Raw genomic sequence first — 24,598 nt, 5'->3', positions numbered from 1 at the left:
GACAGCTCGATGACCACAACCGCGAAGGACACCGCCCATGAGGACCGGGCACAGGTCGCACCGAGCACCGGCACCGAGGCGCTGGTGGCGTCGGTGTGGTGCGAACTGCTCGGAGTGGAGGTCGGGATGACCGACAACTTCTTCGAGCTGGGGGGCCACTCGTTGATGGCCACTCAGGCGGTCTTCCAACTCGCCGACCGGACAGGGACGTTCCTTGAACTGGAGGCCTTCTTCGACCTGGGCACCGTGGCCGGCATCGCAGCAGAGATCGACCGTCTGCGAGAGGCCCGGCCGACCGCCGCGGCGTCCACCGCGTCCGGCGTGTACGAGGAGGAACTGTGAGCGCGCCCGATCTGCTGCGCCGACTCGACGATCTCGGTGCCACGCTGAACTGTGACGAGGGCAGGCTGCGCTACAGCAGTCCGGCGGGCAAGCTGCCGCCCGACTTGGTGACCGCGCTGAAACTGCACCGGGACGACCTGATGGCGCTGGTGACGGGCCGCTCCCGGCTGACGCGCCGGCCGACGCACAACGACACCGGCCGGGAGCGGGGCGCTCCGCTCACGTGGACCCAGCAGACGATATGGGCCACGGACTACTTCCGTGACGACGGCACGTACAACCTCACCGGGGCACTGCGCCTGCGGGGCTCACTCGATGAGGCGGCCCTGCACGCCGCGCTCACCGGTCTGCAGGCTCGCCACCCCTCGCTGCGGACGGTGTTCAAGGAGGAGCGGGGGGAGCCAAGGCAGCACATCCTGCCGCCGGCCGAGCCGACGCTGCTTCGCCGGGACCTGTCGGACCTCGACCCGGCCGCGGCCCTGGCCGCCTGCCTCGACGAGTGTGCGGACCTCGCGGCCCGCCGACTGCCGCTGGACACCGCGCCTCCGGTACGGCAGTCGCTGTACCGACTGGCCGAGGACGACCACGTCTTCTTCGTCGTGCTGCACCACGTCATCGCCGACGGTGTCTCATTGGGCGTCCTGCTGGACGACTTGGCGCACTGCTACAACGCGAGCCGCACCGGCGTCGGCGCAGGCCCGCCGCCCTCCGAAATCGACATGATCGACTACGTCCGGTGGGAGGAGGACGTCCACCGGTACGCCGACACCTCCTCGGACCGGGACTACTGGCAAGGCCGCCTGGACGGTGCCGTGCTGGGGCCGCTGCCTCTGCCGCCGGCCAGGGAGCCCGTACCCGGCGGCGGTGTTGTCTCCGCGCCTGTGGACGCCGCCACTACCGGGGCGGTTCGGGCGCTGGCGGTCCGCAGCGGAGCCAGCCCGTTCACCGTGGTCTCCGCCGCCGTCTGCGCGGCCCTGCTGCGTTACACCGGTCGCGACGACTTCGTGGCCGGGGTACCGGTGGCCCGCCGCGACCGGGAGGGACTGGCCGGCCTCGTCGGCCTGCTGCTCGACATGGTGCCCGTCCGCATGGACCTGAGCGGGAACCCCACTTTCCGTGAACTCGTGGGGCGCACCCGCACAGCCGTCCTCGGCGCGGTCGGTCACGCTCTTCCGGCTGCCGACGCGACCGCGCCGAGTGCCGCGGGGGACACGGCAGCACGGACGCCGTTCCACGTCGTCCTGACCGACGCGGGCAGCGACGCCTCCGCGCCGCGGTTCGACGGACTGGACGCCGGCCGGCTCGATGTGGCGCAGACCAGCAGCAAGTACGACCTGAACTTCCTCCTCCGCGACCATGGCGACACCCTCGGCCTCGACGTCGAGTTCAACCGGGAGAACGTGAGCGAGCGGGATGTCCGTGCCCTGGTCGCGATGGTCCGGCGGATCCTCGCGCGGGGCAGCGCGGCCCCGGACCAGGCCGCCGCCGATCTGGCGGCCGCGCCCTTCGGAGAGGCCGCGGCCGGTGCGCTGGGCGCGGCTCCGGACCTGGTGCCGCAGGACGGCGAGACACTCGTCGGCCGGCTCTCCGGGATCGCTCGGGAGCGGGGCGACGCCGTGGCTATCAGCCACGACGGTGCCACCATCTCCTACCGCGACCTCGACCGGGACGTCGGCCGCACAGGTCTGGGCCTGCACCGACGCGGCATCGGTCCGGGCGACGTCGTGGCGATCGCCCTGCCCCGCGGCATCGACCTGCCGCTCGCCATGCTCGGCATCATGGCGAGCGGCGCCGCCTGCGTCGTACTCGACGACTCCTGGCCGCAGAGCCGCGCGGAGCAGGTTCTGGCGGACGCCGGTGTGCGGTACACCGTCACGGACGAGCCGAGTCCCGACCGTGACCGGGTCACGGTGGCCCAACTCGCGCAGGAGGGTTCCGACGGCGCTGCGCTGCCGCCCGTACCGTCGTCGGCGGTCGCGTACGTGGTCTTCACCTCGGGCTCGACCGGCCGCCCCAAGGGCGTCCAGGTCTCCCACCGCAACGTCCTGAGCCTGCTGGACGGTGTGAGCGGCACCTTCGGGTTCGGCCCCGAGGACACCTGGTCGCTCTTCCACTCCTGCTCGTTCGACGTCTCCGTGTTCGAGATCTTCGGCTGCCTGCTGCACGGCGGACGCCTCGTGGTCGTACCGAAGTGGATCACCCGCGAACCGGAGGCGTTCGCCCTGCTGCTGCGCCGGGAACGCGTCACCGTCCTCAGCCAGACCCCCTCGGCGCTGTCCGCGATGCTCCCCGCCATCGCCCGGCAGGAGGGTGCCGCCGCGCATCTGCGCCTCATCATCTTCGCCGGTGAGGCACTTGAGCGGCGTCTGTACGAACAGTGGTACGAGACCTTCGGCGGCCAGACCCGGCTGGTGAACATGTACGGCACCACGGAGACCACCGTCCACGCATCGTGGCACTGGCTGCGGCCCGACGAGGGGGCCTGGGCCGAGTCGGAGATCGGCACCCCGCTGCCGGGCACCGCACTGCACGTCCTGCACCGCAACGGCACCCCCGCCCTCGACCGCTGCGTCGGCGAGATCCACATCGGCGGCTCCCAGGTCAGCCTGGGCTACATCGGACGTCCTCGCGAGACAGCCCTGCGGTTCGTGCCCGACCCGCACAGCCCCGTGCCCGGTGCCCGCATGTACCGGTCGGGAGACTTCGGCCGGCGGGGGGCGTCCGGCCTCACCTACCTGGGCCGACAGGACGGGCAGGTGCAGATCAATGGTTTCCGGGTGGAACTGTCGGAGATCGAGACCGCGCTCGCGGCCCGCCCCGGCGTCGCCGCCGCGGCCGCCGCAGTGGCCAACGAGGACGGCGTCCCCCGCATCGTCGCGGCCGTCGTCCCGGACGGTTCGGCCGAGTTGTCCGTCCCCGACCTGCTCAGGGACGCCCGCTCCGCACTACCCGTCTACATGGCGCCCCAGACGGTGTACGTCGCACCGGAACTGCCGCTCACCGTCAACGGCAAGCTCGACCGCGCCGCCGTGGCCGCGGGTGGCGACCGCGCCGCGGCGCCCGCCAGGCCGGCTCCGCTGCCCGTCACCGATGAGGAGAAACTGCTCCTTGAGCTGGCGCGTGAGGTCCTGGGTGACGGCACAGTCCTCAGCGACGACTTCTTCGCCCTCGGCGGCGACTCCATGCGCGCCATCCGGCTGGTCGGACTCGCCCGCGACCGCGGTCTGTCGCTGCAGGTCAAGGACGTGTACGCCGCCCCGCAGCTCCGTGAACTCGCAGACCGGGCACGGCTCGCACCACTCGCCGAGGGCGCCCCGCGAAGCTCCGACCGGGTCCTGTTCTCCGGTGTGCAGGGCGGTGGCGACGGCTTCGCCCCTGACGTCGTCGACGCCTACCCGATGACAGCGCTGCAGAGCGGCATGATCTACCACCGGGAGATCGCCCCCGAGTCCGGCATCTACCACATAGTGCTCAGCTACCGTGTCGGCGGGCCGATGGACGACGAGACCTTCCGCTCGGCGGTCGAGGACGTGATGGATCGTCACCCGACCCTGCGCACGAGCTTCGACCTCGGCCATGCCCAAGGACCCATGCAGCAGGTCCACGCACCAGTCGCGGCACCCGTCCGGTTCGAGGACATCAGCGCCCTGCCGCCGGAGGAGCGGACCACACGCATCCAGCAGGTCGTCGAGGCGGAGACGGCGGACGACTTCGACCTTTCCCACCCGCCGCTGTTCCGCCTCGTCGTGCTGACCCGCTCGCCCGACGACTACCAGGTGGTCTTCAGCCACCACCACGCCATCCTCGACGGCTGGTCCGTGAACATCTTCTTCGAGGACCTCAACGATCGGTACATGCACCGGCTCGACGGCGAGGCGGGCGACTTCCCCGCCCTGAAGACCACGCCCGCCGATGCCGTCGACCTGGAGCAGCGCGCTGCCGGGAACACCGCGGACCGGGAGTTCTGGCGCGCCCGCACCTGCGATCCCGCACCCCTGCTCGCTCCGGACCGCCCCGCGCAGCCCGTGATGCGGCAACTGCACGCGAAGCTGCCCGACGGCACCATCCTTCGGCTCACCAGTGCCGCACAGCAGGCCGGCGTGCCTCTCAAAGCCCTGCTCCAGGCGGCCCACTTCCGGGTGCTGTCCTGGCTGACCGGGAACGACGACGTGGTGACCGGCCTGACGTCGCTGTGCCGGCCGGAGACAGCCGACAGCGACCGCATGCTCGGCCTGTTCCTCAACGAACTGCCCATGCGGATCCAGCTCGGCGCCCAGTCCTGGAACGAACTCGCCCGGCAGATCCACGCCGAGGAGATCGACATGATGGGCCACCGCTGGTACCCGCACGCGCTGATCCAGCAGAACCACGGCAGCCGCCCCATCCTGGACGTCAACTTCAACTTCACCGACTTCCACACGAGCAAGTCGCTCGTGCGCGCCGGTGGCGTCGAGGTCCTCGATGTGCAGGAGATCGAGTCGAACCACTACCCGCTCGGAGTCAACTACACGGTCGACGTACGCACCGAGGAACTGCGGCTGCTCATCGAGTACGATGCCGCGTCCGTGACCCGCCGCACCGCCGAACTCTCCGCGGAGGCACACCGCCGGGTCCTTGCGGCCATCTCTGCCGACCCGTCCCTTTCCTGCCGTACAGCCACCCTGCCGGGCGTGGCCGAGCAGGCCCGCGGAGCCGAACCCGAGGCCGGGCCGCAGGATACGGCGCCGACCGCCCTGGTAGCCGCCGCCGACCGCGAGAGCCAGGAGAGCCGTCCGCTCACGGGGGCCGCAGCGGATCTCGCGCACGAGATCCGGCAGGTGTGGGCCGAGGTCCTGGGCGACGGACACTACGACGACCGGGACCGTTTCTTCGACGTCGGTGGTTCCTCCCTGACGGCCATGCAGGTGGTCAGCCGGCTGCGCGCGCGGCACGGCGCGCTGTCCATGGGCACCTTCATGGAGGCCCCCACCATCGCCGCGCTCGCCCTCCTGCTGCAGGCGTCCGGCGCCGCGTCCGCCGAGCCCCCGGCCACAGCTGCCGCTGTCCCGTCTTCTGGCGCGCGCCGGTACCCGCTGTCGGCCGCTCAGCACCAGATGTGGCTGCTGGCCCAGCGACTGCCCGGCCTGCCGCTGTTCGGGTTGCCGGGCGCGCTGCGCGCCTCGGGGCCGCTCGACATCGATCTGCTGGAGCAGACGTTCGCCCTCCTGACGCGGCGGCACGAGGCTCTGCGGACGCGCATCGAGGCCACCGACGGCGTCCCCGAGCAGATAGTCGAGCCAACCGTGGACATCGCTGTCGAGACCGTGGACCTGTCCGGCGAGCCCGACCCGTCCGCCGCCTGCGAGCGAGCTGTCGCGGCCGCGGCCCGCGAGCCGTTCGCCCTGGACTCCGCCCCGCTGCTGCGGGTCATCGTCCACCGCACGGCCGACAACGAGCACGTGATCTTCCTGAACGTGCATCACATCGTCTGCGACGGCTGGTCCATGGGACTGCTGCTGGACGAGGCCTCACGCGTCTACCGGGACCTGGCCGAGGGACTCCGGCACCCGGACGCTCCCGCGCCGCTGGGCTCCGGACAGCTGCAGTTGGCGCGCGCCGAGTGGCTGGGGTCGCCCGAGGCCGACCGGCAGCGGGCGTACTGGACCGAGCGCCTGGCGGGCCCGTGGCCCTCCCTCATGGACGGTCCCGAAAGCCTCCTGGCCCGCAAGGGACGGGCCGGGTTCGCCGACGGCCTGCGTCTGGCAGGCTGCCGTACCCGCCTTCCCGCGACGACGGTGGCGGCTCTGCGCGAAGCCGGACGGCGCCACCTCCTCACCGACTTCACGACGGTGTTCGCCGCCTACGCGTCGACCCTGTCCATCTGGAGCGGCCGCAACGACATCCGGGTCGGGACCATGGTGGCCAACCGCCTCCAGCCCGGCAGCGATGAAACCGTCGGCCTGGTCGCCAACACTGTTGTCCTGCGCCTCGACGCGGACACCGACGCGGCCGGACTGGCCCTGCGTGCCCGGCAGGCGTGCAACGAGGCCTATGACAACCAGGAGCTGCCCTTCGAGGACGTATTCGAGGAACTGGGCGGCCGCTCCGCCCAGCGGGAAGGAGACGGAGCCCTCTTCGAGGTCATGCTCGTCATGCAGGAGGAGGCTCGGCCGACGGATCCGGGCTCTGGACTCGGCCTTTCGCCGTACGTCCCCTCCGACCCCGCCCTCGGCCGGCCCGTCGCCCCCACCACGGCCGATTTCGTTCTCGCCGTGACCCCGATCGGCGGGGAACTGGAGCTGGAACTCCTGTACAAACCGAAGGTGTTCGACGCCAAGGACGCCACCGCGTTGCTCGACGACGTGGTCGCCGCGGCCCAGAGGGTCGTACGCGCCCTGGAGGCGCGGGCATGACGCGCCGGCTCTCCTCCAGGCTCCGCTACGGGCGGCTGTGGCGGCTGCCCTCGGCCCGCGCCGCGCTGGTGCCGATCGCCTTCGCCGGCGCGGCGGCCGCGACCGGCGTCGTCGGCCCCCGATCGGCAGTGCTCCCGGTGCTCGCGGTGGGAGCCGTCGTGACGGGCCTCGGCCTGTGGCGGCACCGGGCCCGCCTCGCCGTCGAGCTCCGCCTGGTGCGCGCCCTGCTCGCCTCGAACGGCCCTCACGCGGCGAACGAGCAGGTCGTAGCAGGCCCGACGGGCGAGACCCGGCTGACGACGGCTGACGGCGGCGTCACCCGGATCGAGGCTCCCACCTGGCTCGATGCCGTGCACGCACTCGGCTACGTCATGGCCCGTGACCGGGCCTTCCAACTCGACTTGCTGCGGCGCACGGCGGCGGGCCGCCTGGCCGAGGTGTGGGGCAGGACCGCGCTCCCCCTCGACCGGCACCACCGGCACCTCGACCTGGCCGCTGCGGCCGATCGGGCCCTGACCGCTCTGGAGCGACCCGAGCGGGAACTGCTCGACGCCTTCGCGGCGGGCGTCAACGCCGAGCAGCTGCACCACGGCCGGCCCTTCGAGAGCCGGTTCCTGGCCTACCGACCGGAGCCGTGGACACCGCGCGACAGTCTGCTGGTCGAGCTGTTCATGTTCCACTCGCTGTCGTGGAACGAGCAGGCCAAACGTGCCGAAGCTGTCATCCGCCGGGCCCTGCCGCCGCACATCGCGAACTTCTTTCTGCCAGGTGACCTCCTGCAACAGCCGCCGTTGCCCGACGATCTGGGCCGCAACCGCGCGGCGGAACCGGTGCGGGGCGACTTCGTCACCACCGGCCAGGCCGTGGCCGGCTCCAACTGCTGGATCCGCGGCGGCCCCGACGGCCCGGTCCTGGCCTGTGACCCGCATCTGACGCTCACCCTGCCCAACCTGCTGTACGAGGTGGACGTCGGCTGGCCAGGGCACCGGCTGCGCGGACTGGCGGCGGCCGGTCTGCCGGCGGTGCTCACCGGGACGAACGGACACATCGCCTGGGGGATCACCAACCTCAGCGCCGATGTCCTCGATCTCGTACCGCTGGAGGGGGAGCCCGCCACCCGGACCGAGCGAATCCGGGTCCGCGGCCGCGACGACGACCTTGTCGAAGTGGCGCGGGACGGCACCATGCCGGTCTCGCCGCGTCCCCTCCTCGGGCAGCGTGTCGCGGTGCGCTGGACGGGCCACGACCCACGCAGCTGCGACCTGAAGTTCCAGCGGCTGGTCCACGCCCTGAACGTCGAGGAGAGCATCCGCATCCTGGACGACGCCGAGGGCATCGCGCTCAATGTCCTGGTCGCCGACACCGCCGGCCGCATGGCGCACCTCGCCACCGGTCTGCTACCGCGGCGGCCCGCCCACTCCCCCGACGCGCCGACCGGCCATCTCACCGGACCGGAGCGCCCGCGCCTCGTGGACCCGCCCGTCGGATTCCTCGTCTCGGCGAACGACGCCGTGTTCCCGCAGAAGCCGTTCCGCGTCGGATACGACCTCGATCCGGGGTACCGCGCCCGGCGGGTGCGCGCCGTTCTGGCGCGGGAGACGAGGCCCGACGCGCACGGCATGCGGGCGCTGCAGCACGACACGACGGCGGACCTGTACGTGCCGTACCGGGATCTCGCGGTGGCGTCCCTCGGTGAAGGCGGCCTGGCGGGCAGCCTTGCCTCCTGGGACGGCACCGCCGACGTCGACTCGGTCGCCTTCGGCGTCCTGGTGCGGTTCCGCGAAATCCTGGCCCGGAAGGTGCTTTCCCCGTATCTCGAAGTGTGCCGCGATCTCGACCCCGATTTTCTCTACGCGTTCCGCGCGATCGACACCCCCGTACTGGAGATCGTCGGGTCCAAGGATCCGTCTCTGCTGCCCAGGGACGAAGAGGCGAACGGCTGGCCGGGGTTCATCGCCCGGTGCGCCCTCCAGGCGGCCGCCGACCTGTCGCGCGAGGGGCGGCGGGGGCGCCTGCCGAAGTGGGGCGACCTCAACGCCGTAGGACTGAACCACCCCCTCGTAGGCCTCGCTCCGTGGGCGGCCCCACTGCTCGGGGTGCAGGCGAGGCCCCAGGGCGGAGCCCTGCACAGCGTACGGACGTGCGTTCCCGGCTTCGCCGCGGCCGGGCGCGCGATCCTGACCCCCCGCGCCGACGGCTTCGCGGAGTTCGACGTGCCCGGCGGCCAGTCGGGGCATCCACTGAGCCCACATTTCACCGATCGGCACAAGAAGTGGTCCACCACTTTCCTGCCGCAAGGCAGGAACAACTGAGCTACACAGGCCACCACCGCACCGGTGGCCGGAAGGGAAACCCCGTGGCACGCGACAACCAGCTCGACACACGGTGGGAGAGCACTGTTCCCCAGCTCTTCGCCGTACAGGTCCGCAAGCGGCCGCAGGCCAACGCCGTCACCTTCGGCGGGACGCACGTCACCTACCGGGAACTGGACGAACGGTCCGACCGGATTGCCCGCCGCCTCCGAGCCCTGGGAGTCACGGCCGATGCCGTCGTGGCGGTCCGTGTGGACCGCGGCCACGACCTCATCGCCGCTCTTCTGGGCGTTCTGAAGGCTGGTGGCGCCTATCTGGGCCTGGAGGCCGACATACCCGTGGCCCGCAGGACCGAGATGATCGCCGCGGCGGGCGCCATGGCCCTCGTCACCGGCGACGCTCCCGCGGACGCTTCCGGTGCGGGGACGGAGGTGTCCGTCCTGAGGCTGCCTGCCGGGGCGGACGAGCCCACTTCCGCTTCCGCCCCGGCCCCCGGGATCGTCCCCGGCGATCTCGCCTACGTGAGTTTCACTTCGGGATCGACCGGCCGGCCCAAGGCGGTCGCCGTTCCGCACCGTGCCATCGCGCGGCTGGTCGCGGGCACGTTCGCCGACACCGGCCCCGGCGAGTCGTTCCTGCACCTGTCGCCGGTCGCGTTCGACGCCTCCACGTTCGAGATCTGGGCCGCCCTGCTGAACGGCGGCAGGCTCGTCGTGCACCGGCCGGGCCCCCTGGCCGTGGACGAACTCGCCGAACTGCTCGCCGAGGAAGAGGTCACCACAGCCTGGCTGACCGCAGGCCTCTTCCACCAGATGGTCGACCACCGTCTGGAGGCACTGGGTGGGCTGCGCCAGCTGCTGGCCGGCGGGGACGTACTGAACCCCGCCCACGTCAATCGCTTCCTTGAGCGTTTCCCCGGCATTCGTCTGATCAACGGGTACGGGCCCACGGAGAACACCACGTTCACCACCTGCCACACCGTTCGCGAGCGGATCCGAGAGGGCTCCGTTCCCATCGGCCGCTCCGTCGAGGGGACCGGGATCCACCTCCTCGACGACGACCTGCACGAGGTGCCGTCCGGCGATCGGGGTCAGCTGTTCGTGACCGGGGCGGGACTGAGCCGTGGCTACCTCGGTGACCCGGTGGCCACCGCCCTGGCCTTCCTCCCCGCACCTTGCTCGGACGTCCCCGGTGCGCGCATGTACCGCACAGGCGACGCGGTCCGGCGGGCGACCGACGGCGACCTCGAATTCCTCGGGCGCTCCGACCGCCAGGTCAAGATCCGGGGCCACCGCGTCGACCCTTCCGAGACCGAGCTGGCCCTGTCCGCCCGGCCCGGCGTCCAGGACGCGGTCGTCGTGGTCCGCCGAGATCCCGTGCACGGCAACAGCATGGCCGCGTACGTCATCGCCGATCCCTCGCTGGAGCAGGACCCGGAGTTCCTGGTGGCCGCCCTGCGCCGGAGCCTGCGCGAGACGCTGCCGGGTCCGATGATCCCGGCCCTGTTCATCCCGGTCGGCGCGTTCCCCCTGACCGCCAACGGCAAGGTGGACACCGACGCCCTGCCGACGCCGGCGAACACCGCGCGCCAGGCCGACAACGAGTACGTGGCGCCCCGTTCCGCCACTGAGCAATTGATCTGCGACCTGTGGGCGGAGGTACTCCGGACCGAGAGCGTCGGGGTGCTGGACGACTTCTTCGAATTGGGAGGCAACTCGCTGATGGCCATGGACCTGATGAGCCGCACCGAACTGGTTCTGGGTGTCGAACTGCCCATACGCGCCCTGCTGCACAACCCGACCGTCGCGGAGTTCGCCGACGCGGCCGACGAACTGGTCGCGAGCGCGGCGGTGTCCCGGTGAGGATCACAAAGCCGACCGCGGCCGACCGGGTTCCGCTCGACCGAATCGATCTGTACGACCCTCGGGTGTTCAGCAACGGCGACCCGCACGCCATATGGCGCACGCTCCGGCATGAGGAGCCGGTCTTCTGGCAGGACCTGCCGGACGGCCGCGGCTTCTGGTCGGTGACCAAGTACGACGACGTATGCCGTGTCCTGTCCGATCACACGGTCTTCACGTCAGCGCGCGGCGGGCTGCTGACGATACTCGGCACCGACGACCCGGCCGGCGGGCACCAGATGGCGGTGAGTGACCCGCCCCGACACACGCACGTGCGCAAGCCGCTGCACCAGATGATGACGCCCGCCGCGCTCAAGAAGCACATCCCGCGGATCGAGGTGGGCATCAAGCGACTGCTCGCCCCGATGACCGAGGAACCCGTGTGGGACCTGGGCGCCGCGATGACCGCCCTGCCGATGGTCGTCTCCGGCATCCTCATGGGGCTGCCCGAGGAGGACCACGCCCAGCTCGTGCGCAGCGGCATGATGACCATCGCCGCCGACGACCACGAGTTCCAGCAGGGTGGCACGCCGGAGGCGACCCTCCAGCAGGCCCACCACGACCTGTTCGCCTACTTTGCCCGGCAGGTGCGCGCGCGGCGGACGAATCCCGGGCCAGGGCTCGGGGACAGTGATCTGATCGGGCGTCTGATGACCATGGAGGTGGACGGCAGCCGTCTGACCAACGGAGAGATCGTCGCAAACTGTTACAGCGTGCTGCTCGGTGCGAACGTGAACACCGGCCACGTGATCTCCTCCGCGTTCCTGGAACTGATGGACCACCCGGGCGAGTTCGAGCGCTGGGCCGGCGATCCGCAGTACCTCAGGACAGGTATCCGTGAGGCGATGCGCTGGTCTTCGCCGGTCGTCCACTTCCTGCGCTACGCCGTCCAGGACACCGAAATCCGCGGACGCAGGATCCGGAAGGGGGAGGGCGTCGCGGCATGGATACCGTCGGCCAACCGGGACGAGGAGGTCTTCGACGACCCCTTCCGCTTCGATATCGACCGACGCCCGAACCGGGAAATCTCCCTCGGTTTCGGGCCACATCGGTGCATCGGTGGCACGGCCGCCCAGATCAGCCTGGAGATCGCGCTGCGCGAGATCTTCGACCGGGTCTCGTACCTCGAACCCGTCGGCAAGCCCGAGCACCTGTGCTCCAACTTCACCGCGGGCATCAAGCACTTCCCGGTGACAGTGCACAAGCGCTGAACGACTGTGAGCACCGGTCGACGACCAGGCTCCCTTCCACGCGGGGATGCCGTCCCTGGACTCGGAGCCTTGCGGGACGTCGGTCTTCGGACCCGGTCGTGGTCCTGGAGACCGGCGTTGCCGTACGGGACAGCTGTCGTAGTCGACGCCTCCGGCCGGGGACTGGGAGGTCTCTCCGAAGACGGTGCGCGCGTCCCGGGCCGCCTTCCCGAAAGGGAGCCCGGCGATCCGGCACCGTTCACCGCAACCGCGACACACCACGCACCCTCATCTCCCACCCGGCAGCACTTCGCCCCGCCCGGCAGCAACCCGGCGGGGCGAAGTGATCAGGTACCGAAGCCGTCGGCAGAATCCCGGGCGGCCCGGGGCACGGTCGTCGGCAAGGCTGCTCAGGCCGACATGTGCTCCCGGAACGTGGCCAGCAGCTGCTGCGGGGCCTTGAGGAAGTCGTAGTGCCCGCCGTCGAGCACCACCGACCGGAAGTCGGAGGATGTCTCCGCCCAGCCCCCCATCAACTCCACAGGGATCTCCACGTCCTGCGCCCAGCCGATGGCCGTGACACCGCAGGAGAGCTTGCGGGGGCCCGCGGCTCGGTAGACGCGGTTCGCGTCGAGATCACGGTCCAGCAGTTCGGCGCCCATGGAGACCAGCGAGGGCGTGGGCGTGCCGCCCAGGTGGACGATCAGCTTGCTCAGTTCCTCCCCCAGCTCCTCCCGGTTCAGGCCGAGGAACCGTCCGTAGGGACCGTCGTGCGCGGCCACCTGCGCGGAGGGGAAGATCCTGCGTGGCATCGGCAGCCCGGCGTCCTCAAGCTGGTTGGCCAGCTCCACCGCCGCGATGGCTCCGCCGCAGTGGCCGAAGATGCCATAGGGCTTGTCCAGGTACGGCGGCAGGAACTCGACCAGGTCTTTGGCCAGTTGCTCGTACGTGCCATGGTGCGGGTCACGGATCCGGTTCTCCCGGGCGGGCAGCTGGATGAGGCAGACCTCGATCCCGTCGATGCTGCGCGGCCAGCGGTGGAACATGGAGGCGCCGACTCCCGAGTAGGGGAAACAGAACAGCCGGGCCTCGGCGTCGGGGGACGGCCTACGCAGCAGACAGCGCGGTTTCGCGGCGGGCGTGGTCGTGGCGGTGTCCGCCTGCGCGGACGGCAAGTCGCTCATGGGGAAGAACCTTCTGAGTTGTAGGTGCTGAGACTTTCGATCACTCCGTCAGGACGGATGCGTACGCGTTCCCCGGTGCGGAACAGGCGCCCCGTTACACCGGGAAGCGTCACGAACGACCGGGCGTCGAGATCCGGACGGCCACGGAACCCCCGGCTCAGGCCGCGCCCGCCGATGTACAGCTCGCCCGGTACCCCGAACGGCACCGGCCGGCCGTCGGCTCCCACCACACGGCAGCCGACGTGGGGCAGCGGACGGCCAAGGAGGGTCCCGGTGTCGTCGTCGAGCCGGGTGGCCATCGACCACAGTCCCGTCTCGCCATGGCCGTACAGGCTCCACGCGACGCGCCCGGCCCGGCTCAGCGACGTGCGCAGCGCGGCGGACGGAACCACTCCGTCGCACACGATGCGCAGCGCCGGATCGCCCGGCCAACCGCTGTGCACGAATGCCTGCCAGACGTCCGGGGCAGCCAGCATGGTTGTCGCGCCGCAGGCGATCAGCAACCCGTCCAGGGCGCCGGGGTCCTGGGCCTCCTCGGCAGTGGCCAGCACCAGCCGGGCCCCCGTGGTGAGGGCGAGCAGCAGTTCCGGCCCGATGGGCGGCAGCCGCGGCGAGGGCACGACAACCAGGACCTCTGCCTCGTCCTGCCAGCTCAGCTCGTGCCGCACCCCGTGCAGGGCGGCGTCGAGCGCCGCGTGGGAGACATCCACGCCCGGCGGGAACGCGTCCGCTCGGGCCGCGGGCACGACACACGCCGTCGCATCGGGAGCGACGCCCGGGTCCGGTGCCGCTCCGGCCGGGACTTCACCGCACGGTGGCGGCAAGGGGATCGCGGCAACCGCCGTGCCCGAGGCCAGGCGCTGCGCGCCGTCCCCCACGATGGCCGACACCTCCGCCTCGACGATGACGCGCCGCACGGACTCCGTGTCGAGGTGGGGGGCGATCGGCAGATACGCGGCTCCGGCGCGCAGCACCGCGAGCACGGCGACGGGCAGTTCGGCCGACGGCCTTCCCACCACGGCGACCACACCGCCCGGCGGTGTACCGGCGGCGCGGATCCGGGCGGCCAGGGCGTCGGCCGCGGCGCCGAGCTGCGCGTAGCTCAGACGGTGGTCCGCGTACTGCAGGGCCGTGGCGTCCGGCAAGCGGGCCGCCACCTGGGCCACCCGCAGATGCGGCCCAACGGGGCCGGGGTCCGGGGACGGCTCCTCGACGGCCAGGAGGCTCTCGGCCACGGCACGCTCCCGGTCGCTGCGCACATCGACGTCGCACGGGCCGTCCGGACCCGTGGCCATCGCTGCGAGCACCCGCGCGTAACATTCTGCGATCTCCGCAAGCCTGCGCGTGTCGGCCGTCTCCTCGTCGCTGTCGAGGACGAGGACGGGCTCACCCGTGGCGCCGTCGGGGCGCCAGCTTGCCGTCAACGGCAGTGGGCTCTGCCCCGGGGAACACCGCCACTCCAGCAGACGAGGACCGGGACGACGGCCGAGGGCCTCGTGCGGTGCGAAGTCGACGTGGTCGAAGGCGGTGTCGTACGCCGGTACCGCCTCGGGCGGGGATGTCCTCAGCCGTGTGCGGACCTCGTGCTCGGCGCGCGCGACCCTGCCCACCAGCTCTCGCCAGCTGGCTGCCCCGAGGTCCACCCGCAGTGGCAGGACCTGGTTGAACGCACCCGCGAACCGTTCCGCCGCCACGTGCAGAGGGCGGCAGTTCGTGATCACACCCGCCGTGGCGGTGGTCCGCCCGCCCAGCGCCGCGATCACCTTCATGTGGGCGGCGAGGAACACCGTCCGCAGGGAGAAGCCGGACGCCCGCGCGAGAGCCAGCAAGCCGTCGCGCACCTCGACGGGCACGGGAACGGCAGCTGACGTACGAGTGCCGCGGCCGGCCTCGGCGCCGTGCCTGCCGCCCGCTCCCGTCGGCCGGGGCAGCAGACATGCCTCGCCGGCCGGCGGGTCGTCATCGGACGCGGTCCCGGCAGTGCCAAGGGCCGGCCGCCGTTCCAGAGCGACCAGATGGGCGCCCGACGGCAAGGGGGTTGCCGGCCAGGACGGCTCCCGGCCGTCCGCCGAAGCCGCGTACCCCGCTACGAGATCGGCTGCCAGCAGCTCGAGGCTCCAGCGGTCGAACCCCGGGTGGCCGAGGACCAGGGTGAACGAGTCGCCACTGGCCACGGCTTCGGCCCTCAGCAGCGGCCCGCGCGAGAAGTCCACAGCCTCCCGCTGTATCTCCGTCACCGCCCGGTCGGTCCGCGCGGCCTCCGTCCCCGGCGGCAGGGCGGTCACGTCGTGCACCCGCAGTGGGAGGACGGCCCGCGGCCGGACGAGCTGGAGCGGCTCGCCGGCACCGCGCGACACGAACGACGTGCGCAGCACGGCGTGGCGTGCGGCGAGCGTGTCGAGAGCGTCCCGCAGCGCCGGCTCGCTGAACTCCCCGCCGAACCGCAGCACGAGCACCTCGTACCAGCGGTGCCGGCCGGGCTGCTCGGTCAGGACCAGCTCCCGCAGCGGGCCGGTGAGGGGAAAGGCGTCCTCCAGGCCTGGCGGAAGTTGCGCCCGGTCGTCGGGGGTGAGCAACGCGAACGGCTCCGGCCACGGGGCCGTCTTCTCGGGCAGCGGGTGCACGGCGTGGGCGATGCCCTCGGCCGTGGGGCGCCGCAGGATGTCGCACACGGATACGTCCAGCCCGGCCCGGGCCAGCAGCGCGCGCAGCCGCAGCACGTCCGAGGACAGGCCGCCGAGCTCGAAGAAGTCGTCGTCCACACCCACGTCGGACATCCCAAGCACCTCGGCGACCGCGCGGGCGACCGTCCGCTCCCCCGGAGATCCCACGGTGCGCCGGGCGCCGGCGGCCGGTCCCGAGACCGGATCCGCGGAAGCCTGGAGCGCCTTGCGGTCGGCCTTGCCGCTGGGGGTCAGCGGCAGCTGCTCCAGCAGCGTGATCCGGCCGGGGACCATGAAGGCCGGCAGGTGCTCCCGCAGATGGGCCGTCAGCCCCGCCGTGTCGGGCTGGGCGCCGTCGACCGCCACCACGTGGCCCTCCAGAGCCGCGGCCCCGCCGCGGTGTGTCACCGTCACCACTGCGGCCCGCACCTCGGGGTGGGCGGACAGACAGGCCTCGATCTCACCGATCTCGACCCGGTTGCCGTGCAGTTTCAGCTGGTGGTCGAGGCGGCCCAAGAACTCGATCGCACCGTCGGGGCGGTACCTGCCGATGTCCCCGGTCCGGTACAGACGTGCGCCGGCTGCCGCCGCGAAGGGGTCGGGCACGAATCGTTCGGCTGTCAGGCCGGGCCGGTTCAGGTAACCGTGCGCCAGCTGGACCCCACCAATGTGGATCTCGCCCGTCACGCCCGACGGCAACGGGCGCCCTGCCCCGTCCAGCACATGGATGATCGTGTTGGCTACCGGGAAGCCGATCGGCACGACGCCGTCGCCGCTGCGGCACGGCCACCAGGTGACGTCCACAGTCGCCTCGGTCGGTCCGTAGAGGTTGTGCAGTTCGCACGGCAGCCGTTGGAGTACCGCCTCCGCCACGTCGAGCGGCAGCGCCTCGCCGCTGCAGAACATCCTCCGCAGGCTCGTGCACCGGTCGGCCGAAGGGTCGGCGAGGAACAGCCGCAGTACCGACGGCACGAAGTGCACGGTGGTGATCCGCTCGGCCCGGATGACCTCGGCCAGGTAGGCCACGTCGCGCTGGCCACCCGGCTGAGCCAGGACCAGGCATGCCCCCTGGGTCAGCGGCCAGAAGAACTCCCATACCGACACGTCGAAGCTGGACGGCGTCTTCTGCAGCACCCGGTCGTCCGGCGTGAGCCCGTACTGGTCCTGCATCCACGCGATCCGGTTACGCAGCGCGGCGTGGGTGATGAGCGTTCCCTTGGGCCTGCCGGTGGAGCCGGACGTGTAGATCACGTACGCGACCGTCCCGGGGTGCACAGGCGCCTCAACGCGTTCGAGGGAGCCGGCGGACGGTTCCCCGTCCTCCAGCCACACGACGGGGACGGCCATGTCCGGCAGCTGCTCCCTGAGATGGGACCGGCTGAGGACGAGCGCCGCGGCAGAGTCCTCGACCATGAACGAGAGGCGCTCAGCCGGGTAGTCCGGGTCGAGGGGAAGGTAGGCCGCACCGGCCGCAAGGGTGCCGAGGAGCGACACCACCAGCTCGACGGATCGTTCGACGGCCACACCGACCACGGTGCCCGGACCCACGCCGTGCTCCCGGAGCAGTCCGGCCATGGCGTTCACCCGGCGGTCGAGATCCCGGTAGGTCACCGATCGGCCGGCGTAGCGCAAGGCGACGGCGTCCGGGGTCCGCGCCACCTGCTGCCGGAAGGAGTCGTGCACCCAGGGCAGGCTGTCGTAGTCCCGGTCGGTCCTGTTCCAGGCGGCCAGGGCGCCCGCTTCCTGCCGCGTGGCCCGTGGGTGGGCCGAGACGGGCAGCTCGGGCTCGGCGAGGACCCGGCCGAGCAGCTCGGTCAGATGGTCGAGCAGCGACTGCGCGGTCGCGGGCCGGAACAGGCCGTCGTCGAAGCGCAGCGACAGCGCCAGCCGGCCCTGCTCCTCGACGGCTGTCAGGTCCCACTCGAAGGCGGTGACCGACCGGACGGGTGGCAGCGGCCGGACCGTGAGGTCTCCGATCCGGAGCCGTGTGTGCGGCGCGCCGATGACGAAGGGAGCGGTCTCGGACAGCGCATCACCCGGCCGGGTGATCAGGTGGGTGAAGGAGGCGTGCACAAGCGGTGTCCTGGCACCGTCGCGGCGGGCACCGACCCGGGCGACCACATCCGCGAACGGGACACGCCGCGCGGCGTGTGCCGCGGCTGTCGCCTCCCCCGCGCGCGTGAGCAGCTCGTCGAAGGAGGGGGCACCCGCGAAGTCGAGCGCGATGGGTACCGTGTTGACGAAGCACCCCACCATGCGGGCCTGGCCGGGGGCACGGCTCGTCGCGGGCACCCCCACCACAATTCGGTCCTGCCCTGAGCGCAGGTGCAGCAGCAGCTGGTACACGGTGTTCAGGAACACCCCGGACGCGATGCCGCGCTCGGCGCAGAACTCCTGTACGGCGACTGCCAGCGAGGCCGGAACGGTCCGTGTCACCGCAACGCCCCGCGCGCTGCGGGGCGTCGGTCCGGGCAGGTCGCAGGAGAGAGACAGCGGCGGCGCAGAGCGCAGTCCGCCCGAGATCCGGCCGAGCAGCCGCTCCGCCTCGGGCCCGTGCCGCCACTCCCGCTGTCGGGCGAGGGCCTGCCCGTATCCGCGGACGGCCGGCTCCAGTGCTGCCGCCCTGCCCTGCCGCGCTGCCGTGTACAGCTGCCCGAACTCGGCGACGAGCACGGCCAGGGAGCGTGTGTCGGCCACGATTGGATGCACGGCCCACAGCACCCAGTGCCGGTCGGGAGCGAAGCGGTACACCCGCAGCCGCAGAGGCGGGGTGGTCGCGAGGTCGAACGGGCGGGCGGCCTCGGTGAGCAGGGCCTCGCGGACCTCGTCGGTGGACCGGCCGTTTACGTCCTCGTACACCAGGTCGAGGGCTGCTTCGGCGACGATCACTTGGTGAGGGACGCCTGCCTCGTCGCCGAACCGGGTGCGTAGGGAGTCGTGTCGCTCCACCAGACGTTCCCAGCAGGACCGGAACACCGCGACGTCGAGCGGGCCGGTGACCTCGACGGCATGGGCGATGTGGGCCGCAGGGCCGTCGCCCGTCCGTTCGTCGGCATACCACAGTGCCGCTTGATCGGCGGAGAGGGGAAAACTCATGGCAGGAGCCTCATTCAGGACTGGGTGCTCGTGACGGGAGACAGCCGGGATCATGTCGTCCGCCAGACCGAGCGAGGGTCGATGTAGGGCTGCAGCAGCTCTGCGAGTTCGGTGTCCGCCTCGCGGGCCAACTCGTCAGTGGCCAGCTTGCGGGCAACTCCGGCGAGGAAGTCGGCGACCTGAACCCGCGGATCCGATGCGGAGGGCACCAGCCGCAGTGTGCCGCCACACAGCTGCTCGATCCGCGCGATCCTGGCGCTGGTCAGCGTCGTCTGCTGGTCGTGGACGACAGTCAGCGCGCCACCGTCGCTCCAGCGGGCGAACGCCCACTCGATCGCGGGGCCGAGCGGGTCGAGCGCAGGGAAGACAGCCGGCTGCCGCCTGGCGTCCGGCGGGATCAGGGCCTGGGGGCAGGGTTGGTGACGCCGCACCAGGTTCCACACGTCGTGGGCGGCGCCGGCCCTACCCCGTGCACCCAGCATCTCGGCCAGGTGGAAGAAGCCGTCGGGTGACGGCAGGGGCTCGCGCAGCGAAGGGGAACGCATCTGGTTGTTCAGCAGCCGCAAAAAGCAGCTCCACCCCTTCCGCCCGAACATGCCGGGGCCCTCGCGATACAGGGCTTCGGCCAGTTGCCCGGCGGACGGACCGGGCGTCACCGTACCGGACGCGGACCGCTCGGCAGCCCGTACGAGCGTTTCGGTGAACCGGACGAGAAGGAAGAACGCCTTTTCGACCAGGCATACATGGGCACGGCCGTGCACGGGACCGCCCGGCCCGAGAAACCACTCCAGCGAGGACCGGTTCTTCGAGCGCAGCAGATGGTTCGCCTTGTACTCGGTGGCCGGCGAGCGGATGAGTTCCCGCAGCCGGCGGATGCACGCGGACGCCTCTTCGACGCTCAGTGTGACGCCTGCGTGCGCGAACACCACCGTGTTCCCACCGATCAGCCGTTCTCCTTCGGCGCCGGACTCGTCGCATGCCACGACGACGGGCGGGTCACCCGTCACTGCGGCATCCCTCGTACGACAGCGTCCGTCAGGTGCGACACCGCCCGGTCCGGGTTGTCGCACGCACGTTCCAGCAGTGCCGCGAAGCCCTCCAGGACACGCCCGGCCGCTTCGGCGTCGAACAGGTCCAACGGATACTCCAGGAAGCCGAGATACCCTCGGCCCTGTGCTACGAAAGTGAAGGTCAGGTCATACTTCGAGACGCCGGAATGCACGAGGACCCGCCGGGCCTCAACACCGGGCAGCTCGATCCGGGACGGCTGCGCATCGTCCACCACGAGCACCGTGCGGCACAGGTACCGGTCACCTGGCCGACCGCGCTGCCGCGCCATGGCGAGCACTTCCGCGTACGAGATGTCCTTGTGCGTCAGCGCTTCGTGGATCCGGTCGCGCACGTGCTCCAGGAGGCCGGCGAACGATACGTCCGGGGAAACCGCCAGACGCAGCGGCAGCAACTCGCCCAGCGGCGCGACCATCTGGTCGCAGTCGGCGGTGTCCCGGCGCGAGACCGGTATGCCCACGATCACCTCGCGGGCACCGCGCACGGAGTGCAGCAGCACGGCCACGACGGAGGCGAAGACGGCGAACGGCGTGGCCCGCACCCGACGGCATACGGTCCGCACCCGTTTCGTCATCACGGCATCGACGTCAAAGGCGATCCGGTCCCCGCGGTCCGATCGAACACCGCTCAGGTCGTCCGGCGCACCGGCGCCGTCCGCAGCGAGTGTGCCGGCGACGTCGTCGGGCAGGTCGCGCAGCGCCTCGCGCCAGTAAGCCCGCGCCTCGGGGTCGCGGGGGGCCGAGCGCTGGGCCGCCGCATAGGCCCCCGGTTGCAGCGGCACCGGAGCGACCGTCGCGGGGCGCCGCTCGACGTGCGCCCGGTAATGCTCCTCGAACTCCCGCTCGATGGTGTGCAACGCCGAGTCGTCTATCACCAGGTGGTGCAGCTGGAGGACAAGGACCGCGGTCTCCGCCGACACGTCGACCAAGGTGGCCCGCAGAGGGTTCTCGGCCAGATCGAGGGGACGCCGCACCAGCTCCTTCAGCGTGTCCTCAACGCACTCCGGGGAGCAGGCGACGGTCTCCAGTTCCAGCCGTCTCCCCTCGGGAAGCACCTCCTGCAGCAGACGGTCGTCGCACAGGAGGAATCGGCTGCGCAGTGCCTCGTGCCGCGCCACGATCCGCTCAAGCGCCCAGCGCACGGCATCCCGGTCGAGGGGGCCGCGCAGGTGGTACACCCAGGACTCGAGGTAGCGGGACGGGCCGTCCCGCAGGTGGTCGTCCAGCCACATCGATTCCTGCTCGACCATCATCGGGTGGAACGTCGTACCGCCCGGCGTCTTCTGCCCTCCTTCCGTCATGTCCGACCGCGCCGGGGCCGCGTCGCCAGCCGAAGGAGTTCCACCTGGTCGACCTTTCCGTTCGCGGTCACGGGGAAGCGGTCCAGGCCGCGGATCACACCGGGCACGAGATAGGAGGGCAGAGTGCGGGCCAGTGCCGCGCGTACCGCGCGTTCTTCGCCGGCGCCGCCGGTGTCCGCAGCATGACCCGCTGACTGCGGCACATAGAACAGTGCAAGACCGGTGACCTGCCCCTCGGGTGCTTTGAGCGGCGTCACGAGGCACTCGCGGACGCCCTCGACAGCACGGGCGGTGATCTCGATCTCGGCCAGCTCGATGCGGTGCCCGCTGATCTTGACCTGGCGGTCGTGCCGTCCCCGGAAGTGCAGTACGCCCAGGTCGTCGACGAAACCGCGGTCACCGGTGCGGTAGACGCGCACCGGCGTGCCGTCGACGTCCACGACGGGGAACTTCTCAGCGGTCATCTCGGGCTGGCTCAAGTAGTGGACCGCAAGGCCGGTACCCGCGATGCACACCTCGTCCGTCTCCCCCGCCACGCGCCGGGTACCGTCCTCCGAGAGGATCAGCACCGAGGTGCCGGGAACCGGAACACCGACCGGGATGCCCTCGACGATGTCGCAGTCCTCATGACGGACGAGGCGGGTCGTGGTGAGCATGCAGTTCTCGGCGGGGCCGTAGCCGTTGCGCAACGGAATCGACGGGTGGCGGTCCAGGAAGGCCCGCACGTGAGCGGCGGAGAGCTTCTCGCCACCGACGATCAACTGTCGTATGCCGGTAAAGCAGTCCACGTCCTCGTCGACGAAAAGGTTGAACAGCGAGGTCGTCAGCCACACTGTGTCCGCGCCCGCGCTGTGAACCAGCTTCCGCAGGGTGCCCGGCAGCAGGTGCCCGTGCGGGACGAGAACCGCGCATCCGCCACTGCTCAGCTGGCCCCACAGTTCGAACGCGTACATGTCCCAGGCGATCGCGGCCGCCTGCGGTGTGACGTGTCCGGGGCCGAAGCCGGGAAGACCTCCCGGGCCGAACAGCCGGGTGACGGCCCGGTGCGGGACGACGACGCCCTTCGGGCGGCCGGTGGTGCCGGAGGTGAAGAACACGGTCGCTGGATCGTCCGCGGTGACGTCGGCGCGGGTGAAGGCGAACGCCCGCGCCGCTACGTCGGCCAGTTCCTCGGGCTCCACGCGGAACGTCTCGGCGTCCCCCGCGAAAACACCCGCGGACCCGGTGACGACGACCTTCGGTGCCGCCTGGGCATGGATCGCCGCCTGCCGGTCGTCCGGCCAGTCGGCATCGATGTTCACGTACGCCGCCCCACACTTGAGTACGGCGAGCTGGACGGCGACGAGTTGGGGGGAGCGGGGCAGCACGATCGGAACGATCTGTCCGGGACTGACGCCACGGGCGGAGAGTTCCGCAGCGTAGCCGTCCGAGGCCGCGTCAAGCACTCGGTAGCTGATGGCCGTGCCGTCGTGGATGAGTGCCGGAGCGTCCGGTTGCCGGGCCGCGTGCCCGGAGAACGCGGCGTGGACCAGGGGTCCGGCACCGCTGTGTTCAGACATGCGCGTTCTGCGTCCGAGCGCGCAGTTCCGCCACGAACGAGTGCAGGATGTCGTTGGAGAAAAGCCAGACGGGAAGCGCCTTCAGGCCGAGGCTGAGCTCGATCCGGGCACAGATGCGGATGGCCTGCAGTGATGTTCCGCCGAAGTCGTAGAAGCTGTCCTCTCGGCCCATCCGGTCGATTCCTAGTACCTCGGCCTCGATGTCCGCCACTTCCTGTTCAAGCCCTTGCTGCGGGGCCTCGTAGGGGGCGTCAACGAAGTCCTCTCGCCGTTCCGCCATGCGGTCCACTCCTCGCTGTCACAGATAGACGGGCACGCGGGTCTTCCCGGCGTGCAGGTCGTGCAGCGTCTGCGCGATCACCTCGATGCCGGCAGACAGGGTCGCCGGGTCGGGCGTGATGCTGACGCGGATGCATTGCCGCGAATGACGCCCCAGGCGCGTGCTGTGCTCGGGATCCGTGAAGAAATGCAGGCCCGGCACGACGAAAACCCCTCGCTCCTTGAGCAGCCTGTACATCTGAAGGTCGTCGAACCAGTCCTCGTCCACCCAGATCCAGATGAACATGCCCCCGTCGGAGGCGTGCAGACGCCAGGAGACGTCCGTGGGAAGGGTCTCCGCCAGCAGCGACTCCACGAACTTCCGGCGCTGCGCGTAGAACGGGCCGATCGTCGACTCGACCATGGAATCTATGACGCCGGACTCCAGGGCACCGGCCAGCACGGACTGGACCAGCTGGGGTGCGTGCAGGACGGCGTTGGCCAGGAACGAGACGATCGGGCTGATGTATTTCTCGTCCCCGATCGCGAAACCGAGACGCTCTCCGGGCATTCCGGCCTTGGATAGAGAGAAGCAGTTGAGGACACGGTCGTGCCGGACCGGAGCGGTGACCGAGGCCGCGATGCCGGGGAAGGGTGCGCCGTAGGCGTTGTCGACCATGAGCGGTACGTCGTGCGCCTCGGCGACCGAGATCAGGTCCCGGATCTCATCCGGCGTGGCACAGCGCCCCGTTGGATTCCCCGGAGTGGACAGCAGCATCAGGCCGGTATCGGTCCGTGTCCGAAGCGCGGGCAGATCGAAGAGGTAGCGGAACGAGCGCCCGTTATCATCGGTCCGCAGCAGCGGCTCGACGCCGGCGATCCCTCGGGGAGACATCATGAGGCCCTGATAACCGGTGTAGTCGGGGATCATCGGGAGCACCAACGTGGAGTCACGGTGTTCACCGGGGCCGGTGAACAGCGCCGCGGCGATGAAGGCGAGCATCTGGCTGCCGGGGCCCACTACGACGTTGCGGGGACCGATGTCCCAGCCGTACCGCCGGTTGAAATAGTCGACAATTGCGTCGACAAGACGCGGCAGGCCACGGGAGGGCCCGTAGCGGCAGCTCGCCTCTTCGAACGAAGCGGTGAGTGCTTCTTCGGTCAGCCGCCGCCAGGTGTCGCCGACTTCCGGTATAGCCGCCGGGTTTCCCACTCCCAGATTGAGCCACCGGGTGCCTGCCGAGCCCTCCATCGCGGTGGAGATGTCCTCCATAATGCCCCGCAGGCCCGACAAGCTCGCCATTTTCGTTCCGGTCCGAGACAGCTTCATGGA

Annotated in this window: 12 protein-coding genes; 5 read left to right on the top strand and 7 right to left on the bottom strand. The window is 71.0% G+C overall.

What is annotated here, in order from left to right:
- Positions 1–9 precede the first annotated feature (9 nt).
- From G3I56_RS31545 to G3I56_RS31525, 5 genes are read left to right on the top strand one after another with little or no spacing between them, the layout of a single operon-like run.
- Positions 10–342, top strand: coding sequence for a phosphopantetheine-binding protein (locus G3I56_RS31545; RefSeq protein ID WP_164414951.1), 333 nt, complete (start codon positions 10–12; stop codon positions 340–342).
- Positions 339–6,734: a non-ribosomal peptide synthetase gene (locus tag G3I56_RS31540; protein ID WP_164414948.1), complete on the top strand. Its 6,396-nt coding sequence runs from the start codon at positions 339–341 to the stop codon at positions 6,732–6,734. Before G3I56_RS31545 ends, G3I56_RS31540 begins: the two co-directional genes overlap by 4 nt.
- Entirely contained in the window at positions 6,731–9,046 is a 2,316-nt protein-coding gene (locus G3I56_RS31535) for a penicillin acylase family protein (protein WP_164414946.1), read from the top strand. Before G3I56_RS31540 ends, G3I56_RS31535 begins: the two co-directional genes overlap by 4 nt.
- Positions 9,047–9,090: 44 nt before the next feature.
- Entirely contained in the window at positions 9,091–10,908 is a 1,818-nt protein-coding gene (locus G3I56_RS31530) for a non-ribosomal peptide synthetase (protein ID WP_164414944.1), read from the top strand.
- Positions 10,905–12,158, top strand: a complete 1,254-nt coding sequence (locus tag G3I56_RS31525; RefSeq protein ID WP_164414942.1) for a cytochrome P450 — start codon at positions 10,905–10,907, stop codon at positions 12,156–12,158. The genes G3I56_RS31530 and G3I56_RS31525 overlap by 4 nt, the downstream gene beginning before the upstream one ends.
- 389 nt (positions 12,159–12,547) lie before the next feature.
- On the opposite strand, the gene G3I56_RS31520 is transcribed toward G3I56_RS31525, so the two are convergent.
- The 7 genes from G3I56_RS31520 to G3I56_RS31490 are packed head-to-tail and all read right to left on the bottom strand — an operon-like array spanning position 12,548 to position 24,568.
- A complete protein-coding gene (locus G3I56_RS31520) occupies positions 12,548–13,321 on the bottom strand; it encodes a thioesterase (protein ID WP_164414940.1) in 774 nt (257 codons plus the stop codon).
- A complete protein-coding gene (locus tag G3I56_RS31515) occupies positions 13,318–19,080 on the bottom strand; it encodes a non-ribosomal peptide synthetase (RefSeq protein ID WP_164414938.1) in 5,763 nt (1,920 codons plus the stop codon). Before G3I56_RS31515 ends, G3I56_RS31520 begins: the two co-directional genes overlap by 4 nt.
- Before the next feature lie 50 nt (positions 19,081–19,130).
- Positions 19,131–20,087 carry a DUF3800 domain-containing protein gene (locus tag G3I56_RS31510; protein ID WP_164414936.1) on the bottom strand — a complete coding sequence of 319 codons (957 nt, stop codon included), beginning with the start codon at positions 20,085–20,087 and terminating at the stop codon, positions 19,131–19,133.
- Complete coding sequence (locus G3I56_RS31505; protein WP_164414934.1) at positions 20,084–21,448, bottom strand: condensation domain-containing protein; 1,365 nt, start codon at positions 21,446–21,448, stop codon at positions 20,084–20,086. The genes G3I56_RS31510 and G3I56_RS31505 overlap by 4 nt, the downstream gene beginning before the upstream one ends.
- Entirely contained in the window at positions 21,445–23,007 is a 1,563-nt protein-coding gene (locus G3I56_RS31500) for an amino acid adenylation domain-containing protein (RefSeq protein WP_164414932.1), read from the bottom strand. The genes G3I56_RS31505 and G3I56_RS31500 overlap by 4 nt, the downstream gene beginning before the upstream one ends.
- Positions 23,000–23,287 carry a phosphopantetheine-binding protein gene (locus G3I56_RS31495; RefSeq protein WP_164414930.1) on the bottom strand — a complete coding sequence of 96 codons (288 nt, stop codon included), beginning with the start codon at positions 23,285–23,287 and terminating at the stop codon, positions 23,000–23,002. Before G3I56_RS31495 ends, G3I56_RS31500 begins: the two co-directional genes overlap by 8 nt.
- An 18-nt stretch (positions 23,288–23,305) precedes the next feature.
- Positions 23,306–24,568, bottom strand: coding sequence for an aminotransferase class I/II-fold pyridoxal phosphate-dependent enzyme (locus tag G3I56_RS31490; protein WP_164414927.1), 1,263 nt, complete (start codon positions 24,566–24,568; stop codon positions 23,306–23,308).
- Between the last annotated feature and the right edge of the window lie 30 nt (positions 24,569–24,598).

Source organism: Streptomyces sp. SID12488 (assembly GCF_010548275.1).
In the GTDB taxonomy this organism is placed as follows: domain Bacteria; phylum Actinomycetota; class Actinomycetes; order Streptomycetales; family Streptomycetaceae; genus Streptomyces.
Note: the sequence above shows the minus strand (reverse complement) of the source record. Positions and strands in the feature narration are given on the sequence as shown.

Bases quoted from the DNA above. Each gene is read 5' to 3' on its own strand.
- G3I56_RS31500 (WP_164414932.1), bottom strand. From the start codon at position 23,007: ATGTCTGAACACAGCGGTGCCGGACCCCTGGTCCACGCCGCGTTCTCC.
- G3I56_RS31505 (WP_164414934.1), bottom strand. From the start codon at position 21,448: ATGACGGAAGGAGGGCAGAAGACGCCGGGCGGTACGACGTTCCACCCG.
- G3I56_RS31545 (WP_164414951.1), top strand. From the start codon at position 10: ATGACCACAACCGCGAAGGACACCGCCCATGAGGACCGGGCACAGGTC.
- G3I56_RS31520 (WP_164414940.1), bottom strand. From the start codon at position 13,321: ATGAGCGACTTGCCGTCCGCGCAGGCGGACACCGCCACGACCACGCCC.
- G3I56_RS31515 (WP_164414938.1), bottom strand. From the start codon at position 19,080: ATGAGTTTTCCCCTCTCCGCCGATCAAGCGGCACTGTGGTATGCCGAC.
- G3I56_RS31535 (WP_164414946.1), top strand. From the start codon at position 6,731: ATGACGCGCCGGCTCTCCTCCAGGCTCCGCTACGGGCGGCTGTGGCGG.
- G3I56_RS31490 (WP_164414927.1), bottom strand. From the start codon at position 24,568: ATGGCGAGCTTGTCGGGCCTGCGGGGCATTATGGAGGACATCTCCACC.
- G3I56_RS31495 (WP_164414930.1), bottom strand. From the start codon at position 23,287: ATGGCGGAACGGCGAGAGGACTTCGTTGACGCCCCCTACGAGGCCCCG.